We start from the raw sequence: 22766 nt of genomic DNA, 5'->3' as shown, positions 1-22766 counted from the left end.
TCAATATTGAAACTTTCTGTAGTAATACTCAATTATAATGTTAGGTACTTTTTAGAGCTTTGTTTAAAAAGTGTACAAGCTGCTATTAAAAACATTGATGCTGAAATTATAGTAGTTGATAATAATTCTGAAGACAACAGTTGTAGCATGGTTAAATCACTATTTCCTGATGTAAAACTTATTGAGAATAATGAAAATTTTGGTTTTTCTAAAGGTAATAATATTGGTGTTAATCAAGCTAAGGGAGAGTATGTGTGTGTGTTAAATCCAGATACTGTAGTGCCTGAAAATGTTTTTTTAAAATTGTTAGATTTTGCTGAAAATACTAAAAATTTAGGAGCAATTGGTTGTAAGTTAATCAATGGTATTGGTGTTTTTTTACCTGAAAGCAAACGTAATGTACCTTTGGTAAAGGTGGCATACAAAAAAATGATTGGTAACGCGAAACAATATTATGCAAACCATTTAAATGAAAATGATATTGGTAAAGTGCCTGTACTTGTTGGTGCATTTATGTTTTTAAAACGTAGTGTTTATTATACTATTGGTGGTTTTGATGAGGATTATTTTATGTATGGCGAAGACATAGATTTATCTTATAAACTTACAAACGCTGGTTATAACAATTATTATTATGGTAAAGTAAGTGTTATTCATTTTAAAGGAGAAAGTACTTTAAAAGATAAATTGTATGCAAAAAGGTTTTATGATGCTATGCAAATATTTTATCAAAAGCATTTTAAGCAAAACATTATGTTTGATACTTTTGTGTGGTTGGGTGTTAAAATAGCTTATGTTTTAAGAGGTACACCTAAAATAACTCAAAAAAAAGTTAATAGATACGTGTTGTTTTCAGGTGGTAACCATGCTAAATTAAGTGACGTATTAAACAAAAAAATTGTATTAAAGACAGGTATGACACAGTTTCAAAAAGCCGATGAAATAGTGTTAGATGCAAACCATTTAAGTTATCAGGAAATAATAGCAACCATGGAAGCGTACAATAACCAAAGCTTAACCTTCAAAATATTACCAGAAAAATCAGATTTTATTTTGGGGAGTGATAGTCCACTTTGTAGAGGTGAGGTTATTCAGTTTTAGTTTAATTTATTGTTGAATATTTAAATAAATCATGTATTTTTCATTAATTTTGCAAACACAAAATAGAAAACAACTATTACATTAAAGATATGGCAAAGTTTGAGCTTAAATTACCTAAAATGGGAGAAAGTGTTGCAGAGGCAACAATAACATCATGGTTAAAAGAGGTAGGTGAAACTATTGAGATGGATGAGCCCATAGTAGAAATAGCAACAGACAAGGTTGATAGTGAAGTACCAAGTGAGGTAGATGGTGTTCTGGTTGAACGTTTTTTTAATGTTGATGATGTTGTACAAGTTGGTCAAGTAATTGCTATAATTGAAACCGAAGGTAGTTTGCCTGAAACAACTAAAGAAAGCACTGACGAAACAATAGAAGTTGCTCCTGAACAAGCCGCTGTTCAATTAGAACAAAATATTGTTACAGCTAAAGAAACTGTAACACCAGTAATATCAAGTGCAGATAGGTTTTATTCGCCATTAGTTAAAAACATAGCAAAACAAGAAGGTATATCGCAACAAGAATTAGATGCTATTACAGGAACAGGTAAAGATGGAAGAGTTACCAAAAATGATATTTTAAATTACATTGATAATAGAGGTAATACTGTAAATAAAATAGCTGCTCCTGCAGTTAATGAAACCAAAACTGTAGCCGCTAAAAAAGAAGAAAAACCAGTTGAAAAAACACAAGAAATTGATGTGGTTTCAAATGCTGAAGATGAAATTATAGAAATGACGCGCATGGGCAAACTTATAGCGCATCATATGAAAGAATCTATCCAAACATCAGCTCATGTACAAAGTTTTATTGAGGCCGATGTAACTAAAATTTGGAACTGGCGTAACAAACATAAAGATGCTTTCCAAAAGCGTGAAGGTGAAAAATTAACATTTACACCCATTTTTATGGAAGCCGTAGCCAAAGCACTTAGAGAATATCCAATGATGAATATTTCGGTGCAGGGAGATAATAAAATAATTAAAAAGAAAAACATAAACTTAGGTATGGCCACCGCATTACCCGATGGCAATTTAATAGTACCTGTAATTAAAAATGCCGATCAACTAAACCTTGTTGGTATGGCTAAAAAAGTAAACAGTTTAGCAAACAAGGCTAGAGTTAACAAGTTAAGTCCAGATGATATTCAAAACGGCACATACACTGTAACAAACGTAGGCTCATTTGGTAGCATAATGGGTACACCAATAATAAACCAACCACAAGTAGGTATATTAGCATTGGGTGCCATTAGAAAAGTACCAGCGGTTATTGAAACCCCAGAAGGCGATTTTATAGGTATACGCTATAAAATGTTCTTATCACATTCCTATGATCACCGTGTGGTTAACGGCGCATTAGGTGGTATGTTTGTAAAAGCAGTTAAAGATTATTTAGAAGCTTGGGATAGTAACAGAGAAATTTAAACATAAAAATAAACTTACAAAACCCAACTACTCATTATGTGGTTGGGTTTTTCTATTTTTGCATATCAACCAAATAAATTTTTAAAAGCGTCATAAATGCAACTCAACCTAACAAAACCCATTTGTTTTTTCGATTTAGAAACCACAGGAATCAATATTTCTAAAGATAGAATTGTTGAAATATCAATATTAAAAGTGTTTCCTAACGGAAAAGAAGATACCAAAACATGGTTGGTAAACCCTGAGATGAATATACCAAAAGAGGTAACAGCTATTCATGGTATTTCAAATGAAGATGTTGCAGATAAACCAACATTTAAAGAATTAGCCAAAGAAATTTATAACCTTATAAAAGATTCAGATTTAGGAGGTTTCAACTCCAACAGGTTTGATATTCCTTTATTAGCAGAAGAAATGTTGAGAGCAGATGTAGATTTTGATATGAAAAACCGTTTAGCCATTGATGTTCAAACCATTTTTCATAAAATGGAACAACGTACATTAAGTGCAGCATACAAGTTTTATTGTGATAAAAACCTAGATGGCGCTCATAGTGCTGAAGCCGATACAAAAGCTACTTATGAAGTATTAAAAGCCCAAATAGAAAGATACGAAGAGGTTGAAAATAACACTAAATTTTTAGCTGAATTTAGTTCCAGAAAGCAGTTTGCAGATTTTGCAGGCTTTATAGTTTTTAATAAAGATGGCGAAGAATGTTTTTCCTTTGGCAAACATAAAGGAAAAAAAGTAGTAGATGTTTTAGCCGAAGAACCTGGTTATTTTGGCTGGTTATTAAATGCAGATTTTCCTTTATACACTAAAAAAGTACTAACAAACATAAAATTAAGAGGCTTTAATAATAAATTGTTTTAATTACCTTTAACACACTTTATTTTTAAGCATTTTTTTAAGAAATACACGCTAAATGAAACTCATTTGTATAGGTAGAAATTATACCGAACATATTGAAGAATTACAAAATGAAAAACCGTTAGAACCCGTAATTTTTCAAAAACCAGATTCGGCTATACTATTAAAAAAACAACCTTTTTTTATACCAGATTTTTCAAATGATGTGCATTATGAAGTTGAGGTATTGGTTAAAATAAATAAAATAGGTAAGTACATTGATAAAAAATTTGCCCATAAATATTATGATGAAATTGGGCTTGGTATAGATTTTACTGCACGCGATTTACAAAGTAAATTAAAAGAAAAAGGCTTACCTTGGGAAAAAGCCAAAGCCTTTGACGGATCTGCAGTAATAGGTAAATGGTTGCCTAAAAGTAACTTTACCAATGTAAACACTATTGAGTTTTCTTTAAAAAAGAACGATAATATTGTACAAAAAGGAAATACAAGCCACATGTTATGGCAAATTGATGAAATAATTGAATATGTTTCAAAATATTTCACATTAAAGATAGGAGATGTTATATTTACTGGAACTCCGGCAGGGGTTGGAAAAGTAAATGCTAACGATAAATTAACAGGTTTTATACAAACCACCGAAATGTTTTCAATAACAGTAAAATAATGGAACAACATTACAAACTATTTAGAGTACGCGAGTTAGCTGATAATGATGAAGATTTTATTAAAACACTAGCCGAAGCTTTTTTAGAAGAAGTAGCGCCAGATTTAGAAAGACTTCAAACTGCCGTAGCAGAAAAAGATTATCATAATGCATACCAAGCGGCTCATAAAATGAAACCAACTGTAGATTTATTTGAACTTGGCGTATTAGACACTTTAATAGAAGTACAAGATTGGGGTAAATTCACTAAAACAGATGAAGATATCACAGCGCAATTACAAATTGTAACAACTGCCGTAGAAAATGCACTTGTAGAAATAAAGAACGATTTTAATTTGTAATGCTAGCCCATATAATAACCATTGGAGATGAACTACTCATAGGACAAGTAATTGATACCAATTCTGCTTTTATAGCCAAACAGCTAAATAAAATAGGAATTTCGGTATATCAAATAACGTCTATTCAAGATGATAAAAGCCACATTTTAAGTGCTTTAAAAAATGCTGAAAACGATTCAGATATTATCATTTTAACCGGTGGATTAGGGCCTACAAAAGACGATATTACAAAAAAAACCATTGCCGAATATTTTAATGATACACTTGTTAGAAGCCCCGAGGTGCTTCAAAACATAGAACAATTGTGGCGTAAACACGTTGGCGGTAAGCTATTGCAAGTTAATAAAGATCAAGCTTTAGTGCCGTCAAAATCAACCGTGTTAATGAACAAACTTGGTACAGCACCAGGCATGTGGTTTGATAAAGGAAACAAAACAATAATTTCTTTACCTGGCGTACCTTATGAAATGAGTACACTTATACAACATGCTGTAGTACCAAAATTGCAAACAAAATATAAGTGTCCGCATATAATTCATAAAACACTTTTAGTATATGGTTTAGGTGAAAGTGCTTTAGCTGCAAAAATTGAACAATGGGAAGATGCCTTACCAACTGATATGAAATTAGCATACTTGCCTAGTTTAGGTAAAATGCGTTTACGTTTATCATCAAAAGGGTTTGATGAAGCATTATTAAAAGCAAGGGTTGATGCACAGGTTGATAAAGTAATACCACTTATAAAAGAAGAATTTTTTGGTTTTGAAGATGAAGATGGTTCTGCCGAGGTTATTATTGCCAAACAATTAACAAAAATAGGAAAAACTTTAGCTATTGCTGAAAGTTGCACAGGTGGCACTTTAGCTGAACAGTTTACCAAAAATTCTGGAGCATCAGCATATTTTAATGGCGGTGTTGTAACGTATTCAACACAATCTAAAATTAACGTTTTAGGTGTTTCAAAAGATATTATTAATACCCACTCAGTAGTTAGTGCCCAAGTAGCTGAAGCTATGGCAAGTAATGCTTTAAAGCTTTTTAGTTCAGATTTTGCCGTGGCAACAACAGGAAATGCAGGCCCAACAAAAGGCGATTCTGATGCCGAAGTTGGCACCGTTTACATTGCAATAGCCACAAAAAACGGTGTTTTTTCTCAAATGTTTAGTTTAGGAAATCACAGAATAAAGGTTATAGATAGGGCAGTAAATAAGGCTTTAGAATTACTTCTTAAAGAAATTTTTAAAAATAGATAAAAATAAGATTGTCATAATGTAAATATTTTGTATATTTGCACCTCGATTTTAAGCAACAAAAAATTTAAAGTTATATAATAATGTCAAGAGTTTGTGAACTTACCGGGAAGAAAGCAATGGTTGGAAACAACGTATCACACGCGTTAAATAGAACTAAGCGCAGATTCAATGCTAACTTAGTTAAAAAACGTTTTTATATTCCAGAAGAAGATAAGTGGGTAACTTTAAAGGTTTCTACGTCTGCTTTAAAAACTATTAACAAAATAGGTATATCTGCAGCAATTAAAGAAGCTAAATCTAAAGGGTTTTTAAAATAATAGCTGCGTTTAAAAAGTATTAAGAAATGGCAAAGAAAGGCAACAGAATACAAGTAATTTTAGAATGTACAGAGCACAAAGCTTCTGGTCAACCAGGAACTTCTAGATACATTACTACAAAAAATAAAAAAAATACGCCTGATAGAATGGAATTAAAAAAATTCAATCCTATCCTTAAGCGTATGACAGTTCATAAAGAGATAAAATAATTAAGTCATGGCAAAAAAAGCAGTAGCATCGTTACAAACAGGATCTAAAAGGTTAACTAAAGCCATTAAAATGGTAAAGTCACCTAAAACAGGCGCTTATACTTTTGTTGAGGCTATTATGTCTCCAGAAGAAGTTAATGATTTTTTGAGTAAAAATTAGTAAGCCTTTCTTATCAAAATATTAAACTGCTTTCTTTTAGTAAGAAAGCAGTTTTTTTATGTTTATATTTGGCGTGTTAAATTACTAGAAACCTGTTTTAAACGTAGTTTTTCATTTTACATTTCTTTAAAAAGTATATTATTAAAAAGAAATGTTCTGTTATTATGGCAGAAAAAAATAGTGGCTAAATATTTGTTATAGCAAATAAATGCAATAGTGCACAAGCAATGTTTAGCTATTAAGTAAACAAGCAAACAACAAACACATAAACATTCAAAAGAATGAGTTTTTTTAAAAAAATATTTTCTTCTGAAAAAAAGGAAACATTAGATAAAGGTCTAGAAAAATCTAAATCCAGTTTTTTTGGTAAATTAAGTAAAGCTGTAGCAGGAAAATCTAAAGTAGATGATGAGGTTTTAGATAATTTAGAAGAAGTACTTGTAAGTAGTGATGTTGGTGTAAACACCACGTTAAAAATTATTGAACGTATAGAAGCACGTGTAGCTAAAGATAAATATCTTGGTACCGATGAGCTTAATACTATTTTAAGAGAAGAAATAGCTAGTTTATTAAGTGAAACTAACATAGGTGAAGAAACTGAATTTACTATTCCAAAAGAAAAAAAACCATACGTAATTATGGTGGTTGGGGTTAATGGTGTTGGTAAAACAACAACCATTGGTAAGTTGGCACATCAATTTAAAAAGCAAGGTTTAAAAGTTGTTTTAGGTGCAGCCGATACGTTTAGGGCAGCAGCAATAGATCAGTTACAAGTTTGGGCAGATAGAGTAGATGTACCAATTGTAAAACAAAATATGGGTAGTGATCCTGCCTCGGTTGCTTTTGATACGTTACAAAGCGCAGTTACACAAGATGCTGATGTGGTTATTGTTGATACCGCAGGCAGACTGCATAATAAGGTTAATTTAATGAATGAATTAACTAAAGTAAAACGCGTTATGCAAAAAGTGGTTGAAGATACACCAAACGATGTACTTTTGGTTTTAGATGGTTCTACAGGGCAAAATGCTTTTGAGCAAGCTAAACAATTTACAGCAGCTACAGAGGTAACATCATTAGCAGTTACAAAATTAGATGGTACCGCTAAAGGAGGCGTAGTTATTGGTATTTCAGATCAGTTTAAAATTCCTGTAAAGTACATTGGTGTAGGCGAAGGTATTGATGATTTACAGGTGTTTAATAAATTTGAATTTGTAGATTCATTTTTTAAATAAAACTTAAATTCCCGCAAAAGCGGGAATTTTTTTAATTATTTAATTACGTTATTAATTTTTTCCCATAAGTCATTATCAAAACTAGAAAGCGCAAATGTTTCATCATCGGCAGCTTCTCCCATTCTTATAATTACTAGTTTTTTGCTTGGTACTATATAAATTTTCTGATCGTTTTTTCCCATAGCAGCAAACATATCAATAGGTGCATTAGGCACTAAATTGCCTGCAAATTGTAATTGACTTCCAGGTAATAAATACTGTTGTTTTCCGTTTAGCCACCATAAATAACCATATGATTTGTTCATGTTTTGCGAAGTGTTTGTGGCTTCATTTAAAAAAGCTTCAGAAACAATTTGCTCATTTTTCCATTTTCCTTTAGCATAAATAAGTAAACCAAACCGTGCCATACTTCGTGTGTTGCTCCAGTACACATTAAAATCGTTTAACTCTAACCAGTTACCTTTGCTACTCATGCCAATTCGGTCTCTTAGTTTAGTATTAAAGTAGTTTTTAAATGACGTGCCACTAGCTTCAGCTAAAACATTTTGCATTTTTTTGTACACATTATGGTAAGCCCATCGTGTTCCAGCATCAGCTTTATATTGTAGGTTTTCTGGGTTTACATTATCACCTAAACTATCATCTAAACCAGAGCTCATAGATAATAAATGTTTACAAGTAATTAATTGTTCTTTTTCAATAGGCATTTGGGTCCAGCCATTACCTAAATAATCTGAAACTTTATGGTTTATATCAATTAAACCTTCATCTTCAGCAATGCCAGAAAGTGTTGAAGTAAGTGTTTTGCCTGCACTGGCCCAATACCAAAGTTTGTTACTATCATGCCCATTCATGTAGGTTTCAACAACAATTCTTCCGTTATAAAGTATCATAAAACTTTTAGTGCCATTGGTTTCTAAAAACGCTAATAAAGCATCGAGTTTAGTAGTATCCCAATCTAAATTAGTAATGGGAAGTGTTTCCCAAGAGGTGGTGTTTGCATCGGGAAAGTAAATAGAATCATCAACCACATTGTTATTACTGGTAGTTTCTTCCGAAGTACAATTAAAAAATATTAATGCCAAAAGCAGAAAAATGTAGGTTGTGTTTTTCATAATTTTAAAGGTAATTGATATTTATGACGCTTAAATATACTAAAGGTTTAATAGTAATTAATTTAAAATTATAAATCTTAAATCATTCCGTATCTTTGCACCCATATTTAAAATAGTATGCGTACAAAAACATTAAAAAAGAACAAGATAAATGTAGTAACCCTTGGCTGTAGTAAAAATGTTTACGATAGTGAGGTGTTAATGGGGCAACTTAAAGCCAGTGGTAAAGATGTTGTTCATGAAGAAGAAGGTAATATTGTAGTTATAAATACCTGTGGTTTTATAAATAATGCCAAAGAAGAAAGTGTAAATACTATTTTAGAGTTTATGCAAAAAAAAGAAGCTGGTATTGTTGATAAAGTTTTTGTAACAGGCTGTTTAAGTGAACGCTACAAGCCCGATTTGCAAAAGGAAATTCCGGATGTAGATCAATATTTTGGTACCACTGAGTTACCAGGTTTATTAAAAGCCTTAGGAGCCGATTATAAACACGAACTCATTGGAGAGCGTTTAACAACCACCCCAAAAAATTATGCCTATTTAAAAATAGCCGAAGGTTGCGATAGACCTTGTAGTTTTTGCGCTATACCTATAATGCGTGGTAAACACCGCAGTACACCTATTGAAGCTTTAGTAATTGAAGCTGAAAAACTAGCTGCAAATGGTGTTAAAGAGCTGATACTTATAGCCCAAGATTTAACCTATTATGGGTTAGATTTATATAAAAAACGAAACTTAGCAGAATTACTTGAAGCCTTGGTAAAGGTTGAAGGCATTGAGTGGATTAGGCTACATTATGCATTTCCAACAGGTTTTCCAATGGATGTACTTGATGTTATGAAACGCGAACCTAAAATTTGTAATTATTTAGATATTCCGTTACAACATATTTCAGATTCTATTTTAAAAAGTATGCGTCGTGGTACAACTAAGGAAAAGACCACTAAATTACTTAAAGATTTTAGAGCTAGAGTACCTGAGATGACTATTAGAACTACTTTAATTGTTGGTTATCCTGGAGAAACTCAAGAAGATTTTGAAACACTTAGAGATTGGGTAAAAGAAATGCGTTTTGAGCGTTTAGGATGTTTTACGTATTCTCACGAAGAAAATACACACGCTTACAATTTAGAGGATGATGTACCAGAAGATGTAAAGATTGAACGTGCCAATGAAATTATGGAAATTCAATCTCAGATTTCTTGGGAATTGAATCAAGCTAAAATTGGACAGGAGTTTAGAGTAGTGATTGACCGTAAAGAAGGAAATTATTTTGTTGGTAGAACAGAATTTGATTCACCCGATGTTGATAACGAAGTTTTAATTGATGCCACAAAAACTTATTTAAAAACAGGTGAGTACACCACTGTAAAAATAACCGAAGCCGAAGATTTTGATTTGTATGCGGATGTTGTAAATTAATTGTTTTATGGCGTTGCATACTTTTTTAAATTCAATTAGTTCAGAGCCTTTACATGTTTTAAGTGAAGCTATTTTAATATCTCAATACGTTAAATTAAACTTATCTGAAGATAATGAAGCATTAAAACAAGTTGATGTATCATCACCCAAGCATTTAGGGAATTTTATTAATCAAATTAAAGCAGAAAATAATGCATTAGTAGCGTTTGGTGGTTATAAGGAAGTACGCGGAATTTACAGGCGTAGTAATCATTTTAGCAACCCAGAGCAAGAGCGTAATATACATTTAGGTGTAGATTTATGGATTGATGCTAATACACCCATTTTTGCCCCTCTTGATGGTAGAGTGCATAGTTTTAAAAATAATATCAATTTTGGCGATTATGGGCCAACAATTATATTAGAACACACTGTTAATAATATAGTTTTTCACACACTTTATGGCCATTTAAGTTTACAATCAATTCAGCAATTAAAAGTTGGAAAAACATTTGTTAAAGGTGAACCAATAGCAACTTTAGGAGACGAAACCGTTAACGGAAATTACCCACCACATTTACACTTTCAAATTATAAAAGATTTACAAGGTTGTTTGGGAGATTACCCTGGAGTGTGTTCAAAAAAGGATTTGAATTTTTATTCGGAAAATTGTCCAGACCCTAATATTCTTTTAAAGTTAACTTAGTTAGTTTTTGGTTTTAACTCTGCAAGTATTAACCTTAAACAGTACATACAAAGGGCAATTTCCTGTAATGCTAGTTAGTATAAATACACCAGCTAAAATTAATAATATTGTACTAGCAGTTCCTGTTAAAACACCGGTAATAGATAGAATAACAATTACAAGCGCTATAACACCTCTTAATAATCTATCAATAATATCCATGTTTTTTTTAATCTTAAATAAACCCATAACATTATTTTATTAAATTGAATATATATAGTCAACTAGTAACTAACCAGTTATCTTATATAAAAGGTGTTTTTATAAAGTTAGTTTAAATTATTACAAAATAAAACTTTTTTAGTATTATTTTTTTTTAATAACTCATTAAAAAATCGTTTAAATGATTAAAAATGTAATTTTTAGGCTATTTCAGTTTCTAAATGAAAGCAAGTAATCTCTGGTCTTACATTTAAACGTACTTGGTATAAATGCCCTAAAGCTCTATTTATATATAATGTTCTTTGGTTTGATAAATTAAAAATACCAGCCGAATATAGTTTGTTTTTAACAGGTAAAATAGGTGGTTTTAAAAATGGCGGTTTTACTTGCCCACCATGAGTATGACCAGATAAAATCCAGCTATTGTAATTGTTCCACACATTTAAATCGCACACATCAGGGTTATGGCATAAAACTAAGTTTGCCTTATTAATGTTAAAATTTGCTAGCGCTTTTTCTGGGTGAAAATTAGTGCCCCAAAAATCGTCAATTCCAATAATATTTAAATCATTAATATTGGTAGTTTCATTTCTAAGTATTGTAATTCCACATGCGTTTACAATATCAGTAATAGTGTTGGCTACATTACTTTCTTTCCAATCTTCACCATAATCATGATTGCCTAAAACACCTAATGTGCCCATGTTTCCTTTTACGGCGTGTTGCATTACTTTTTGAAGTTGTTTAAATTGTTCAGGGCTGTCATAATGGACAAAATCGCCTGTATAAACAACAATATCAGGATTTAAATTTTGTGCTTTTTTAAAAGCGTTAATTAAGTAGTTGTCATCAACATGATTGCCAATGTGCACATCGCTTATTTGCATTATGGTTTTGCCAACTAGGTGGTTTGGTAAATTTTTAATGGGCATTTTAATAGAAACAAACTCAAGCCAATAAGGTTCCAGTTGCCATGCATATAAACCGCTTAAAGCGCCAATACCAATAGAGGTATAAATACTTTTCTTTATAAAATTTCTGCGTTTCAAAAAAATAGAATTTATAGGTATCTTAAAAAAAAGAAACTTTTGAGCTAAAATAGAAAAGAAAAAATCCTGATAAAAATTATCAGGATTTTGTTTTTTTTAAAGGTAAAATATTTTAATCTTCAACAATAACCCATTCGCCTTTAGCTAATAAAGGTTCTGCTTGTTTAAATTTTACAGTTTTATTTTCACCATTCATTACATTTTTTATGGTAACACGGTCGTTACGTCCAATTTTTGGTTTATCACGTACAATGGTTTCAACAATTTGTTGCTGTTGTGTATTGCTAGCAGCCCTATTTTGAGCAGAACGTTCATCAAGGTTTGGTATTTCTTCTTTAGTAGTTTGTACTTTTTCTTGTTTTCTTGCTCTGGCTTCTTGTATATTATCTTGTGTTTCTTGGGGTAATTCACCTTTAAATAAAAATGAAATAACATCTTTATTTACTTGGTCAATCATATCTTTAAACAATTCAAAAGCTTCAAATTTATAAATTAAAAGCGGATCTTTTTGCTCATGTACAGCTAATTGAACAGATTGTTTTAACTCATCCATTTTACGTAAATGCGTTTTCCAAGCATCATCAATTATGGCAAGTGTAATATTTTTTTCAAAATCTGTAATTAGTTGTTTACCATTTGTTTGGTAAGCTTTTTCAAGATCTGTAACAACATTTAAACTTTTAACACCATCGGTAAATGGTACAACAATACGCTTGTATTTATCGCGCTGATTTTCATATACATTTTGAATAACAGGGAAAGCAATTTCGGCATTGCGTTCCATTTTTTCACGATAATGATCAAAAGCAGCTTTATATATTTTTGAAGTGATATCTTGCTCTGAAAGTTTACCAAATTCAGTTTCAGAAATTGGAGAACTCATTGAGAAATATCTAATCAATTCAAATTCAAAGTTTTTATAGTCATTAGCAGTTTTGTTTGTTTGTGCAATACCTTCAGAGGTATCAAAAATCATGTTTGCTAAATCAACACGAAGGCGTTCACCATGTAAGGCATGTTTACGGCGTTTGTAAACAACCTCACGTTGTGCATTCATAACATCATCATACTCTAATAAGCGCTTACGTACGCCAAAGTTATTTTCTTCTACTTTTTTCTGAGCACGTTCAATAGATTTTGATATCATTGAATGTTGAATAACTTCGCCTTCTTTTAAGCCCATTCTATCCATCATTTTGGCTATACGTTCGCTACCAAAAAGACGCATTAAATTATCTTCTAATGATACATAGAATTGTGAGCTACCAACATCTCCTTGACGTCCGGCACGACCACGTAATTGGCGGTCTACTCTTCGGGAATCATGGCGCTCTGTACCAACAATTGCTAAACCACCCGCTTTTTTAACTTCGTCGCTTAATTTAATATCGGTACCACGACCCGCCATATTTGTAGCAATAGTTACTTGCCCGCTTCTGCCTGCTTGATCAACAATTTCAGCTTCTTTTTTGTGTTGTTTTGCGTTTAATACGTTGTGCGGAATTTTACGAATACTAAGCATTTTACCAAGTAACTCAGATATTTCAACCGAGGTTGTACCAATTAATACAGGGCGTCCTGCTTTTGATAATTGGGTTACTTCATCAATAACGGCATTGTATTTTTCGCGCTTTGTTTTATAAACTAAATCTTCACGATCATCACGTGCTATGGGTTTGTTTGTAGGAATTTCAACAACATCTAGTTTGTAAATCTCCCAAAATTCGCCAGCTTCAGTAACAGCTGTACCTGTCATACCTGATAATTTGCGGTACATTCTGAAGTAATTTTGAAGTGTTACTGTAGCAAATGTTTGTGTGGCGTCTTCAATTTTAACGTTTTCTTTAGCTTCAATTGCCTGATGTAAACCATCAGAATAACGACGCCCATCCATGATACGCCCCGTTTGCTCATCTACAATCATTACTTTGTTATCCATTACCACATATTGGGTGTCTTTTTCAAACAAAGCGTATGCTTTTAGTAATTGGTTTAGTGTGTGAATGCGTTCAGATTTTACGCCAAATTCTTTGTATAAATCTTCTTTTAAATTAGCTTCTTCTTCAGATGATAAGCCTTGGCTTTCAATTTTTGCAATTTCCATACCTATTTCTGGCATAATAAAAAAGTTAGGATCTTCTTTACCAGAAATAAACTCAACACCTTTATCGGTTAATTCAACTTGATTATTTTTTTCATCAATTACATAGTACAATTCTGCATCAACCTTGTGCATTTCGCGGTTGTTGTCTTGCATGTAAAAGTTTTCAGTTTTTTGTAGTAGCTGTTTTATGCCTTCTTCACTTAAAAATTTAATAAGTGCTTTGTTTTTTGGCATACCACGGTATACGCGTAATAATTGAAAACCACCTTCTTTGGTATCACCAGAGGTAATAAGCTTTTTGGCTTCGGCTAAAACACCTGTTAAATATTTACGTTGTACACCTACAATGTTATCTACTTTTGGTTTTAGCTCGTTAAATTCATGGTGATCTCCTTTTGGTATAGGGCCAGAAATAATTAAAGGTGTACGGGCATCATCAATTAAAACGGAGTCAACCTCATCAACAATGGCGTAGTGGTGTGGGCGTTGAACTAAATCTTCTGGTGCGTGCGCCATGTTATCGCGCAGGTAATCAAATCCAAATTCGTTGTTTGTTCCGTAAGTAATATCGGCATTGTAGGCTTTTCTTCGGGCATCAGAGTTTGGTTGATGGTAATCTATACAATCTACACTTAAGCCGTGAAACTCAAAAATGGGCGCCATCCACGCACTATCACGTTTTGCAAGATAATCGTTAACCGTTACAAGGTGCACACCTTTGCCTGCTAAGGCATTTAAATAAACAGGTAGTGTTGCAACAAGTGTTTTACCTTCACCAGTTTGCATTTCGGCAATTTTGCCTTGGTGCATGGCTATACCTCCAATTAATTGTACATCATAATGAATCATGTCCCAAGTAATTGGTTTTCCTGCAGCATCCCATGAATTAGCCCAAGTAGCGTTATCGCCATCAAGTGTAACGTAATCTTTAATGCCTGATAATTCACGATCAAAAGTAGTGGCATTAACGGTAATGCTTGTATTGTTAACAAAGCGTTTTGCTGTTTCTTTTACAACAGCAAAGGCTTCAGGTAAAATTTCTTCTAAAACAGCTTCGGTTTTAGTGTAAACATCGTCATGTATTTTGTCTATTTCTAGATAAATATCTTCGCGTTTATCAATATCTTCGGTACTTTCGGCTTCTTCGGTAAGTTTTGCTATTTGGTTGTTTAAATCTTTACAAGCCTCGGCAATTTTGGCTTTAAATTCAACGGTTTTATTTCGTAATTCGTTATGTGATAACGCTTCTAAAGCAGACTCAAAAGATTTTATTTTTTCAACAATTGGCTTAATAGCCTTAACGTCTTGTTTTGATTTGTCTCCTACAAATACTTTCAAGACAGAATTTAAAAAACTCATAGTATGTATTTATATTTACTAAGGTTTTACCCTGTAGTTTGTAATGTATAATGTATTTTAATGTGCTCTCAAAGATACATTATGTTATATGTTTTTGTAGCTATAAGAATAAAAAAAAGCCTCAAAAAAGAGACTTTTTAACTATTTTATGCTTTTTATTTAGTATTCATCTTCATTCCACAGGTAATCTTCATCTGTAGGATAATCAGACCAGATTTCTTCAATAGAATCATAAGAATCACCTTCGTCTTCAATAGACTGTAAATTTTCAACAACTTCTAAAGGTGCTCCAGTTCTAATAGCATAGTCAATTAGCTCGTCTTTTGTAGCCGGCCAAGGGGCATCACTTAAATAAGATGCTAGTTCTAAAGTCCAATACATTTCTTCTAGGTTTAATTTTTTGCAAAAATAAATTTTTAGTTTAAACGTGCAAGAAAAAAGTGCATTATTTAATCATTAATTAAAAGAGCGTTTTTCTTTACGTTACAAAAGCATAAAAATTTTACGTTTTGCAAGGTTAATACTCGGGTAGCTAAATGTTTTCGCTTAATACTTTTCAGGTATCCACTTTACTTCATTTGCTTGTAAAGTTTGTGACAACTTTCGTGCCAATACAAAAAGATAGTCAGAAAGACGGTTTAAGTACATTAAAACATTATTATTTATTGGTTCCGTTTCATTAAGTGCGGTTGCTAAACGTTCGGCCCTACGGCATACGCAACGGGCTATATGACAGAATGACACGGTTTGGTGTCCGCCCGGGAGCACAAAATGTGTCATGGGCGGTAATGCCTCATTCATGATATCCATTTCGTGCTCTAGGTGTGCAATTTGCTCATTAGTGATTTTATCAATATTCAAGCGCTCTTTGCCGTTTTTTAAAACAGCTTTTTCTGGGTCTGTGGCTAAAATAGCGCCAACAGTAAAAAGTTCATGTTGTATTTTTATAAGTGTATTTTTACACTGCTCTTGTATATTTTGGTCTCTAATTAAGCCAATATATGAGTTTAACTCATCAACGGTGCCGTAACTTTCAATACGAATATGATGTTTAGGTACGCGTGTACCACCAAATAGTGCAGTAGTACCTTTATCGCCTGTTTTTGTGTAAATTTTCATATTTTCAAAGTTAAAAGTAAAAAACTGAAAAGGCAAAAGTTAAATGTTTTGCTGCTTATTATTGCAATTTAAGTAGTAGAATTATTAAACTCTAATAACAAAATGTTCTTTGGCTTGCTCTTTTCTAAAAAAAACAAAGCCCCAATAAAAAGTATTAATTGTTACAGTAACTTTTGGGTGTTGTTTAATAGTTTCCCAAGCCTCAGTCATACCTTTAGACCAATATATGTCATCAAAAATAAAAATGGTATTGTTGTGTGTTGTTGGCAATAGTGTTTTAAAGTATTTTAGTGTGGTTTCTTTTTGATGATTGCCGTCAAAAAAAATCATATCAAATGTTTGATTTTTAAGTTTAGGAAGTATAGTTGCAAAATCGCCATTTTTAATTTGAATATTTTTGAAGTTTTTTAAGTTATCTTTTGAAAATTTTGAAATGTTTGGGCATCCTTCAATACTTAAAATATGGGAGTTGTTGTTTGCTTGGGCTATAGCATGTGTGGCAATACCTAATGATGTACCAAGCTCTAAAACATTAGTGGGTTTAAAATATTTTGAAAGCCTAAAAAGTAGTTTTGCTCGTTTTAATGTAGTGCCCGATGTTTTAGCTATTTCGGCTATTGTTCTGTGTTTTGAAGTTGTTTTTTTTGAGCCCGGACCTAAATCTATTATTGAAATACGTGTTTTGTTTTTTAGAAGTGATTTTTTGTAGCTTTTAAGGCTATTATAAGCTTTAAACTTTGTTTTATTATAAAAGCACTTAGTTACCAAATTGTACACAAAAGGCGAGTGTACACCATGTTGATTTGTAGATTTTAATAAAAATTTTAAATACTGAATGGTTTGGTATAACATGTTTTATAACTTATGAAAACACTTAATTTTCTAGTTTTTCAGATAATTCAAACCAACGTTCTTCTTTGGTTTCAATGGTATCAATAATACTTTGAAGCTCTTCTGATAGTTTGTTTATTTGGTCTTGTGTTAAATCTGGATTTAAAAACTTATCTTCTAATTGTTTTTTATCGTATGCTAAAGATTTTAGTTTACTTTCAATATTTTTAAGTTCTTTTTCTTCGTTATAACTTAGTTTGCTTGCTTTGTTTTCTTTCCAGGCGGTTTTGTCTTTTTTGTCATCGGTAGTTTTAGAAATGGTAGGTTGGCTATCTTCATAAACTCTATAATCAGAGTAGTTTCCTGGGAAATCTTCAATGTTGCCTTCGCCTTTAAAAACAAAAAGATGATCAATAATTTTATCCATAAAATACCTGTCATGCGATACAACTATGATGCAACCAGGAAAATCTAACAAAAATTCTTCAAGTACATTTAGGGTAACAATATCTAAATCGTTAGTTGGCTCATCAAGAATTAAAAAATTAGGATTTTGAATTAAAACGGTACATAAATATAAGCGTTTGCGTTCACCACCACTAAGTTTTTCAACAAAATCATATTGTTTTTTTCTGCTAAAAAGAAAGCGTTCTAAAAGTTGTTGTGCACTAATTTGTTTGCCTTTTTTTAAAGGAATATAATCACCAAATTCTTTAATAACATCAATAACTTTTTGCTCGGGTTTTATGGTAATACCGTTTTGGGTATAGTAGCCAAATTTTACAGTTTCACCTTTAACAACTTTACCAGCATCGGGTTGAGAGGTTTGGGTTAAAATATTAAGAAATGTAGATTTTCCTGTGCCGTTTTTACCAATAATACCAACACGTTCGCCTTTTTTAAAGGTGTAATCAAAGCTTTTTAAAATAACCTTGTCTTTAAAAGCCTTTGATACTTTGTGGAACTCCAAAATTTTGCTTCCTAGGCGTTCCATGTTAAGCTCTAATTGTACCTGATGTTCTTTACGGCGTTGGTGCGCTTTATGTTTAATTTCAAAAAAATCGTCAATTCTAGATTTAGATTTTGTGGTGCGTGCTTTGGGTTGTCTACGCATCCATTCTAATTCCTTTTTAAACAGCTGTTTTGTTTTGCCAGCCTCAATATTTTCACGCTCTTTGCGTTCTTCCTTTTTTTCTAGATAATATGAGTAATTCCCTTTATAGGTGTAAAGTTGGCCGGCATCTAGCTCAATAATTTCGTTACAAACACGTTCAAGAAAATACCTGTCATGTGTTACCATAAACAAGGTAATGTTTTCTTTAGCAAAAAAGGCCTCAAGCCATTCAATCATTTCTAAATCTAAATGGTTTGTAGGCTCATCTAAAATTAGTAAATCGGGTTTGTTTATAAGTGCATTAGCAAGCGAAAGCCGTTTTTTTTGTCCACCAGAAAGCAGTGCTACTTTTTGGTTTAAATTATCAAGTTTTAATTGAAAAAGAATTTGTTTGTATTGCGTTTCAAAATCCCATGCGTTGTGTTGTTCCATGGCCTCAAAAGCTTTTTGGTAAGCTTCTGTGTCTTCTGGGTTTAACAGTGCTTGCTCGTAGTTGTGAATTACTTTTAAAATAGGATTGTCACTAGCAAAAATAGTTTCTTCAACGGTTAAGTTTTTATCAAATTTAGGGTCTTGCGAAAGAAAAGCTACTTTAATGTCTTTACGGTAAATTACATTACCGCTATCAGCTTCGTCATCACCTGAAAGAATATTTAAAATAGAGGTTTTTCCGGTGCCGTTTTTGGCAACAAACGCAATTTTTTGGTCTTTATGAACACTAAAAGATAAGTTTTCAAAAAGAACAACTTCGCCATAAGATTTTGATATGTTTTCAACAGTTAAATAATTCATAAACCCGCTTTTTTTGCAAATAACGTGCAAATATCTATAAAATCCGATTGAAGTTTTATTATTCCCTTTGAAAACCTATATTTGTGATTACTCAACCTATTTTTAATGAAACATTGTTATTGGTTATTTTTATTGCTTTTTGCTGTGTTATTAAGCTCATGCATTACAAACAAAGATGTAGTGTACTTGCAAGATAAAGGCACTGCAATGAGTGATTCGCTTCAAATTAAAGAACTTTCAAAACCATACAGGGTTCAAATTAATGACATTTTGTATATAAATGTAAAGGCTTTAGATGAAGAATTGGTTAGTATTTTTAATCCAACATCTCAAGAAAACTCTGGTCAAAATGTAGGTGGAGCAAATTTATATTTTACGGGTTTTACGGTTGATTTACATGGAAATATTAAGTTTCCTATTTTAGGAGAAATTAATGTATTAGGTTACACTATTAAAGATATTGAAGCCAAAGTGAAAACGGCATTGTTAAAGCAATATTTTAAAGAAACAGCCGAAATTTTTGTCACTGTAAAATTAGCTGGGTTACGCTATACTGTTACAGGTGAAACGGGTGGTACAGGTGTTTATACATTGTACCAAGATAGGGTTAATATTATTGAAGCTTTAGCAAATGCAGGTGATATAAAAACAACAGGCGATAGAACTGATGTTTTAGTGATAAGACAATACCCAGACGGACAAAAAATACACCACATAGATTTAACTGATGTAGCTGCAATGAAATCACCGTATTATTACATTCAGCCTAATGATATGATTTTGGTAAAACCTTTAAAACGTAAGGTTTTAGGAGCTGGCGAAACAGCTACACAAACCTTAACAACGGTAGCGTCAATTTTTTCAGTATTAGTTTCTACGTATTTTTTAGCCAAAAACTTGTAAGTTGTATTTATGGATGATGAATTTGATATATTAGAAAATTCTGGAGCTACATCAGCCTCAGCCTTTGATATAAAAAAGTTTTTGTTCAGGGCTTTAAGCTATTGGAAATGGTTTATTTTACTATTAGCAATTAGCTTTTATTATGTGCATTACAAAAATGTAAGAGAAGAATTCTCATACAGATTAGGTACTAAAATTTCAGTTGAAGATGATAGTAATCCGCTATTCACTTCAAACGCAAGTTTAACTTTTAACTGGGGTGGTGTTACAGCTAAAGTTCAAACATTGGTTGTTACATTAAAATCAAGATCGCATCATGAAAAAGTGGTTGATCGTTTAGAGTTTTATAAAAGTTATTTAACACAAGGACGCTTTAGAAAAGAAGATATTTATAAAGCCGCACCTTTTAGGTTTAACCATGAATACAATGCGCACCAATTAATTAATTTACCTATTAAAATTACTTTTTTAAACAATGACACGTTTAATTTAGAAGTAAATTTTTCAGGCCCCACAGTATCAGCCCAAAACTATTTAACTAAAAACATTAAAGCTATTGATGTAACTCCGGGTCCGTTTAAAAAACAGTATAAAATTGGAGCACCAATTAATTTACCATTTTTAAAAGGCACAGTAGTTTTAGCAGCAGATAGAATTGCCAAACCTGATACAAGCTATTTTATTAGTTTTAGTAATTTTGATAGTGTAGTAGCTAGTTATAAAGCCCGTACATCAGTATCAAACCCAGCTAATTCACCAATTCTTGATATAGCATTAATAGATAAGAATACAGAGAAAATAGTTGATTATTTAAATGCAGTAGTTGAAGTTTTAAGTGAAGATCAATTAAACAGAAAAAACCAATATGCTACCAATGCTATTAAGTTTATTGATGAGCAAATTTCAAGAGTAAAAAGCGAACTAAGTAAAAATGCTGAAGATTTAAATGACTACCGAAAAAAGAATAAAATATTCAGTTTAGATGATGAAAGCGTTATACTTAATGAAAAACTTACCGAGTTAGATGCTGAAAAAGAAAGTATAAACAGGCAGCTTAATTACTACGCTAACTTAAAAAGTTATTTAACAACAAGTAGTACTTTTACTGAAATTCCGGCACCATCAATAGCTGGTATAAATGATGGTAATATTTTAAACAACGTATCTAAAATTAATGAACTTTCGGTTCAAAAATCTAAACTTCAATATTCAGTGCGTAGTGATGCTAGCATATTTAACGATTTAAATAGGCAAATTGAAGGTTTAAAAAATGTATTACTTGAAAACATAAACGCCGCTACTCATGTTTTAAAACGCGAATCTAAATTAGTAAGTAGTCGTTTGAGTAAAGTTGAATCTCAATTTAGTAAATTACCTGAAGATCAGCAGCGTTTAATTACCATAGAGCGCCAATATACTTTAAGTGAGCAAACTTATAATGTGTTTTTAGCTAAACGCGGTGAAGCTGAAATTATAAAAGCATCAAACGTATCTGATATTTTAGTAATTGATTCAGCTAAAAATACAGGCGCCCAAGTTTTAGGCAGGAATTTAAATGTTAGGTATGTTTTTGCTTTTTTAGTGGCTTTACTAATTCCTTTAGTATTAGCTTTTATATTTACATTATTAGATAACAGTATTCACAGCCCTATTGATGTTGAGCAATTATCTGCCATACCAATTCTTGGAGTTGTTGGCAAAAACCCGTTAGATAATAATTTAATAGTACATAGAAAACCAAAATCGGCAGTTGCCGAGTCGTTCAGGGCCATTCGTTCTAATCTTCAATATTTTTACAAAACTAAAAATTTAGAAGGCGCTAAAACACTTTTAGTAACATCATCTGTTAGTGGAGAAGGTAAAACGTTTACTTCTATAAACATGGCTACTGTTTTTGCTTTAAGTGGAAAAAAAACAGTGCTTGTTGGTTTAGATTTAAGAAAACCGAAGATTTTTGGAGACTTCAATATTAAAAATGATGTTGGTGTTGTTAACTATTTAATAGGGCAAGAACCTTTGAGCGAAGTGGTGCAAAAAACGGATGTTGAGTTTTTAGATGTTATTACATCAGGCCCCATTCCGCCAAATCCAGGAGAGTTATTAATAAGCCCTAAATTACAAGAACTAATAGAGCAATTAAAAAAGCAATATGATTATATTGTTTTAGATACGCCTCCTATGGGTTTAGTTGCTGATGCTTTAGAGTTATTTGATTTTGTTGATACTTCAATTTACATGGTTAGGCAAGATTATACTAAAAAAGGGATGCTTAATTTTATAAATGAAAAATATAGAAATAAGCAAATACAAAACATTAGCATAGTGTATAATGGTTATGATCAAAAAGCGAAATACGGCTATGGTTATGGCTACGGCTATGGCTATGGTTACGGCTATGGTAACTATGCTAACGGGTATCATGAAGACACTAAATCAACATCAGGACTGTTGAAAAAAATAAAATCCATTATTAAAAAGTAAACCTACTAATT

22 protein-coding genes are annotated in these 22766 nt (G+C 32.0%); 14 read left to right on the top strand and 8 right to left on the bottom strand.

The features are described 5' to 3' along the window. The first annotated feature begins 6 nt into the window (after window positions 1-6). The 10 genes from FUA26_RS08375 (at window position 7) to ftsY (ending at window position 7580) form a co-directional block, all read left to right on the top strand. The gene (locus tag FUA26_RS08375; protein WP_147134277.1) at window positions 7-1101 is read left to right on the top strand and encodes a glycosyltransferase family 2 protein; all 1095 of its coding nucleotides are present in this window, start codon (window positions 7-9) and stop codon (window positions 1099-1101) included. Window positions 1102-1190: 89 nt separating this feature from the next. Next, window positions 1191-2528 (top strand): dihydrolipoamide acetyltransferase family protein, encoded by a 1338-nt coding sequence (locus FUA26_RS08370; protein ID WP_147134274.1) that lies wholly within the window; start codon window positions 1191-1193, stop codon window positions 2526-2528. 96 nt (window positions 2529-2624) lie between these two features. After that, window positions 2625-3401, top strand: coding sequence for a 3'-5' exonuclease (locus FUA26_RS08365; protein ID WP_147134271.1), 777 nt, complete (start codon window positions 2625-2627; stop codon window positions 3399-3401). 52 nt (window positions 3402-3453) lie between these two features. Beyond that, a complete protein-coding gene (locus FUA26_RS08360; RefSeq protein ID WP_147134268.1) occupies window positions 3454-4065 on the top strand; it encodes a fumarylacetoacetate hydrolase family protein in 612 nt (203 codons plus the stop codon). Continuing rightward, window positions 4065-4406 (top strand): Hpt domain-containing protein, encoded by a 342-nt coding sequence (locus FUA26_RS08355; RefSeq protein ID WP_147134265.1) that lies wholly within the window; start codon window positions 4065-4067, stop codon window positions 4404-4406. Before FUA26_RS08360 ends, FUA26_RS08355 begins: the two co-directional genes overlap by 1 nt. Next, window positions 4406-5659 (top strand): competence/damage-inducible protein A, encoded by a 1254-nt coding sequence (locus FUA26_RS08350; protein WP_147134262.1) that lies wholly within the window; start codon window positions 4406-4408, stop codon window positions 5657-5659. Before FUA26_RS08355 ends, FUA26_RS08350 begins: the two co-directional genes overlap by 1 nt. 80 nt (window positions 5660-5739) lie before the next feature. Beyond that, window positions 5740-5976 carry a 50S ribosomal protein L28 gene (gene rpmB, locus FUA26_RS08345; protein ID WP_147134259.1) on the top strand — a complete coding sequence of 79 codons (237 nt, stop codon included), beginning with the start codon at window positions 5740-5742 and terminating at the stop codon, window positions 5974-5976. A gap of 26 nt (window positions 5977-6002) precedes the next feature. Next, window positions 6003-6185, top strand: coding sequence for a 50S ribosomal protein L33 (rpmG, locus tag FUA26_RS08340; protein WP_133354867.1), 183 nt, complete (start codon window positions 6003-6005; stop codon window positions 6183-6185). Window positions 6186-6192: 7 nt separating this feature from the next. Then, window positions 6193-6345, top strand: a complete 153-nt coding sequence (locus FUA26_RS08335) for a DUF4295 domain-containing protein (protein ID WP_147134257.1) — start codon at window positions 6193-6195, stop codon at window positions 6343-6345. Window positions 6346-6626: 281 nt separating this feature from the next. Further along, window positions 6627-7580, top strand: a complete 954-nt coding sequence (gene ftsY, locus FUA26_RS08330) for a signal recognition particle-docking protein FtsY (protein ID WP_147134254.1) — start codon at window positions 6627-6629, stop codon at window positions 7578-7580. Window positions 7581-7615: 35 nt separating this feature from the next. Here ftsY and FUA26_RS08325 read toward each other — a convergent pair whose 3' ends face one another. Continuing rightward, window positions 7616-8695 carry a serine hydrolase domain-containing protein gene (locus FUA26_RS08325; RefSeq protein ID WP_147134251.1) on the bottom strand — a complete coding sequence of 360 codons (1080 nt, stop codon included), beginning with the start codon at window positions 8693-8695 and terminating at the stop codon, window positions 7616-7618. Between the two features lie 117 nt (window positions 8696-8812). On the opposite strand from FUA26_RS08325, the gene rimO reads away from it, so the two are divergent. Together rimO and FUA26_RS08315 are read left to right on the top strand one after the other, a co-directional pair. After that, complete coding sequence (gene rimO, locus FUA26_RS08320) at window positions 8813-10117, top strand: 30S ribosomal protein S12 methylthiotransferase RimO (protein ID WP_147134248.1); 1305 nt, start codon at window positions 8813-8815, stop codon at window positions 10115-10117. Between the two features lie 7 nt (window positions 10118-10124). Beyond that, window positions 10125-10802, top strand: coding sequence for a peptidoglycan DD-metalloendopeptidase family protein (locus FUA26_RS08315; RefSeq protein WP_147134245.1), 678 nt, complete (start codon window positions 10125-10127; stop codon window positions 10800-10802). Here the strand turns inward: FUA26_RS08315 and FUA26_RS08310 are convergent, their stop codons facing one another. From FUA26_RS08310 to FUA26_RS08280, 7 genes are all read right to left on the bottom strand, one after another. Beyond that, window positions 10803-11030 carry a YgaP family membrane protein gene (locus FUA26_RS08310; protein WP_246109103.1) on the bottom strand — a complete coding sequence of 76 codons (228 nt, stop codon included), beginning with the start codon at window positions 11028-11030 and terminating at the stop codon, window positions 10803-10805. Between the two features lie 173 nt (window positions 11031-11203). Then, on the bottom strand, window positions 11204-12052 hold the full coding sequence (locus FUA26_RS08305; RefSeq protein WP_147134242.1) for a metallophosphoesterase: 849 nt from the start codon (window positions 12050-12052) through the stop codon (window positions 11204-11206). Window positions 12053-12164: 112 nt separating this feature from the next. Beyond that, entirely contained in the window at window positions 12165-15515 is a 3351-nt protein-coding gene (gene secA / locus FUA26_RS08300; RefSeq protein WP_147134239.1) for a preprotein translocase subunit SecA, read from the bottom strand. A 159-nt stretch (window positions 15516-15674) separates the two neighbouring features. Continuing rightward, window positions 15675-15896 (bottom strand): DUF2795 domain-containing protein, encoded by a 222-nt coding sequence (locus FUA26_RS08295; protein WP_019387375.1) that lies wholly within the window; start codon window positions 15894-15896, stop codon window positions 15675-15677. 165 nt (window positions 15897-16061) lie between these two features. Continuing rightward, window positions 16062-16634 carry a cob(I)yrinic acid a,c-diamide adenosyltransferase gene (locus FUA26_RS08290; RefSeq protein ID WP_147134236.1) on the bottom strand — a complete coding sequence of 191 codons (573 nt, stop codon included), beginning with the start codon at window positions 16632-16634 and terminating at the stop codon, window positions 16062-16064. An 84-nt stretch (window positions 16635-16718) separates the two neighbouring features. After that, window positions 16719-17486 (bottom strand): O-methyltransferase, encoded by a 768-nt coding sequence (locus FUA26_RS08285; RefSeq protein WP_147134233.1) that lies wholly within the window; start codon window positions 17484-17486, stop codon window positions 16719-16721. A 22-nt stretch (window positions 17487-17508) separates the two neighbouring features. Then, window positions 17509-19371 (bottom strand): ABC-F family ATP-binding cassette domain-containing protein, encoded by a 1863-nt coding sequence (locus FUA26_RS08280; RefSeq protein ID WP_147134229.1) that lies wholly within the window; start codon window positions 19369-19371, stop codon window positions 17509-17511. A 105-nt stretch (window positions 19372-19476) separates the two neighbouring features. On the opposite strand from FUA26_RS08280, the gene FUA26_RS08275 reads away from it, so the two are divergent. After that, window positions 19477-20274, top strand: coding sequence for a polysaccharide biosynthesis/export family protein (locus FUA26_RS08275; protein ID WP_147134226.1), 798 nt, complete (start codon window positions 19477-19479; stop codon window positions 20272-20274). Window positions 20275-20283: 9 nt separating this feature from the next. Continuing rightward, window positions 20284-22755, top strand: a complete 2472-nt coding sequence (locus FUA26_RS08270) for an exopolysaccharide transport family protein (protein WP_147134223.1) — start codon at window positions 20284-20286, stop codon at window positions 22753-22755. Window positions 22756-22766 lie beyond the last annotated feature (11 nt).

Origin of the sequence: Seonamhaeicola algicola, assembly GCF_007997385.1 — a bacterium.
Classification (GTDB): Bacteria; Bacteroidota; Bacteroidia; order Flavobacteriales; family Flavobacteriaceae; genus Seonamhaeicola; species Seonamhaeicola algicola.
This window is presented reverse-complemented; position numbering and strand designations above follow the sequence as displayed.

Excerpts from the sequence above, each read along its gene's own strand:
- FUA26_RS08370 (WP_147134274.1), top strand. The coding sequence starts at position 1,191 with ATGGCAAAGTTTGAGCTTAAATTACCTAAAATGGGAGAAAGTGTTGCA.
- FUA26_RS08365 (WP_147134271.1), top strand. The coding sequence starts at position 2,625 with ATGCAACTCAACCTAACAAAACCCATTTGTTTTTTCGATTTAGAAACC.
- FUA26_RS08360 (WP_147134268.1), top strand. The coding sequence starts at position 3,454 with ATGAAACTCATTTGTATAGGTAGAAATTATACCGAACATATTGAAGAA.
- FUA26_RS08355 (WP_147134265.1), top strand. The coding sequence starts at position 4,065 with ATGGAACAACATTACAAACTATTTAGAGTACGCGAGTTAGCTGATAAT.
- FUA26_RS08350 (WP_147134262.1), top strand. The coding sequence starts at position 4,406 with ATGCTAGCCCATATAATAACCATTGGAGATGAACTACTCATAGGACAA.
- rpmB (WP_147134259.1), top strand. The coding sequence starts at position 5,740 with ATGTCAAGAGTTTGTGAACTTACCGGGAAGAAAGCAATGGTTGGAAAC.
- rpmG (WP_133354867.1), top strand. The coding sequence starts at position 6,003 with ATGGCAAAGAAAGGCAACAGAATACAAGTAATTTTAGAATGTACAGAG.
- FUA26_RS08335 (WP_147134257.1), top strand. The coding sequence starts at position 6,193 with ATGGCAAAAAAAGCAGTAGCATCGTTACAAACAGGATCTAAAAGGTTA.
- ftsY (WP_147134254.1), top strand. The coding sequence starts at position 6,627 with ATGAGTTTTTTTAAAAAAATATTTTCTTCTGAAAAAAAGGAAACATTA.
- FUA26_RS08325 (WP_147134251.1), bottom strand. The coding sequence starts at position 8,695 with ATGAAAAACACAACCTACATTTTTCTGCTTTTGGCATTAATATTTTTT.
- rimO (WP_147134248.1), top strand. The coding sequence starts at position 8,813 with ATGCGTACAAAAACATTAAAAAAGAACAAGATAAATGTAGTAACCCTT.
- FUA26_RS08315 (WP_147134245.1), top strand. The coding sequence starts at position 10,125 with ATGGCGTTGCATACTTTTTTAAATTCAATTAGTTCAGAGCCTTTACAT.
- FUA26_RS08310 (WP_246109103.1), bottom strand. The coding sequence starts at position 11,030 with ATGGGTTTATTTAAGATTAAAAAAAACATGGATATTATTGATAGATTA.
- secA (WP_147134239.1), bottom strand. The coding sequence starts at position 15,515 with ATGAGTTTTTTAAATTCTGTCTTGAAAGTATTTGTAGGAGACAAATCA.
- FUA26_RS08295 (WP_019387375.1), bottom strand. The coding sequence starts at position 15,896 with ATGTATTGGACTTTAGAACTAGCATCTTATTTAAGTGATGCCCCTTGG.
- FUA26_RS08290 (WP_147134236.1), bottom strand. The coding sequence starts at position 16,634 with ATGAAAATTTACACAAAAACAGGCGATAAAGGTACTACTGCACTATTT.
- FUA26_RS08285 (WP_147134233.1), bottom strand. The coding sequence starts at position 17,486 with ATGTTATACCAAACCATTCAGTATTTAAAATTTTTATTAAAATCTACA.
- FUA26_RS08280 (WP_147134229.1), bottom strand. The coding sequence starts at position 19,371 with ATGAATTATTTAACTGTTGAAAACATATCAAAATCTTATGGCGAAGTT.
- FUA26_RS08275 (WP_147134226.1), top strand. The coding sequence starts at position 19,477 with ATGAAACATTGTTATTGGTTATTTTTATTGCTTTTTGCTGTGTTATTA.
- FUA26_RS08270 (WP_147134223.1), top strand. The coding sequence starts at position 20,284 with ATGGATGATGAATTTGATATATTAGAAAATTCTGGAGCTACATCAGCC.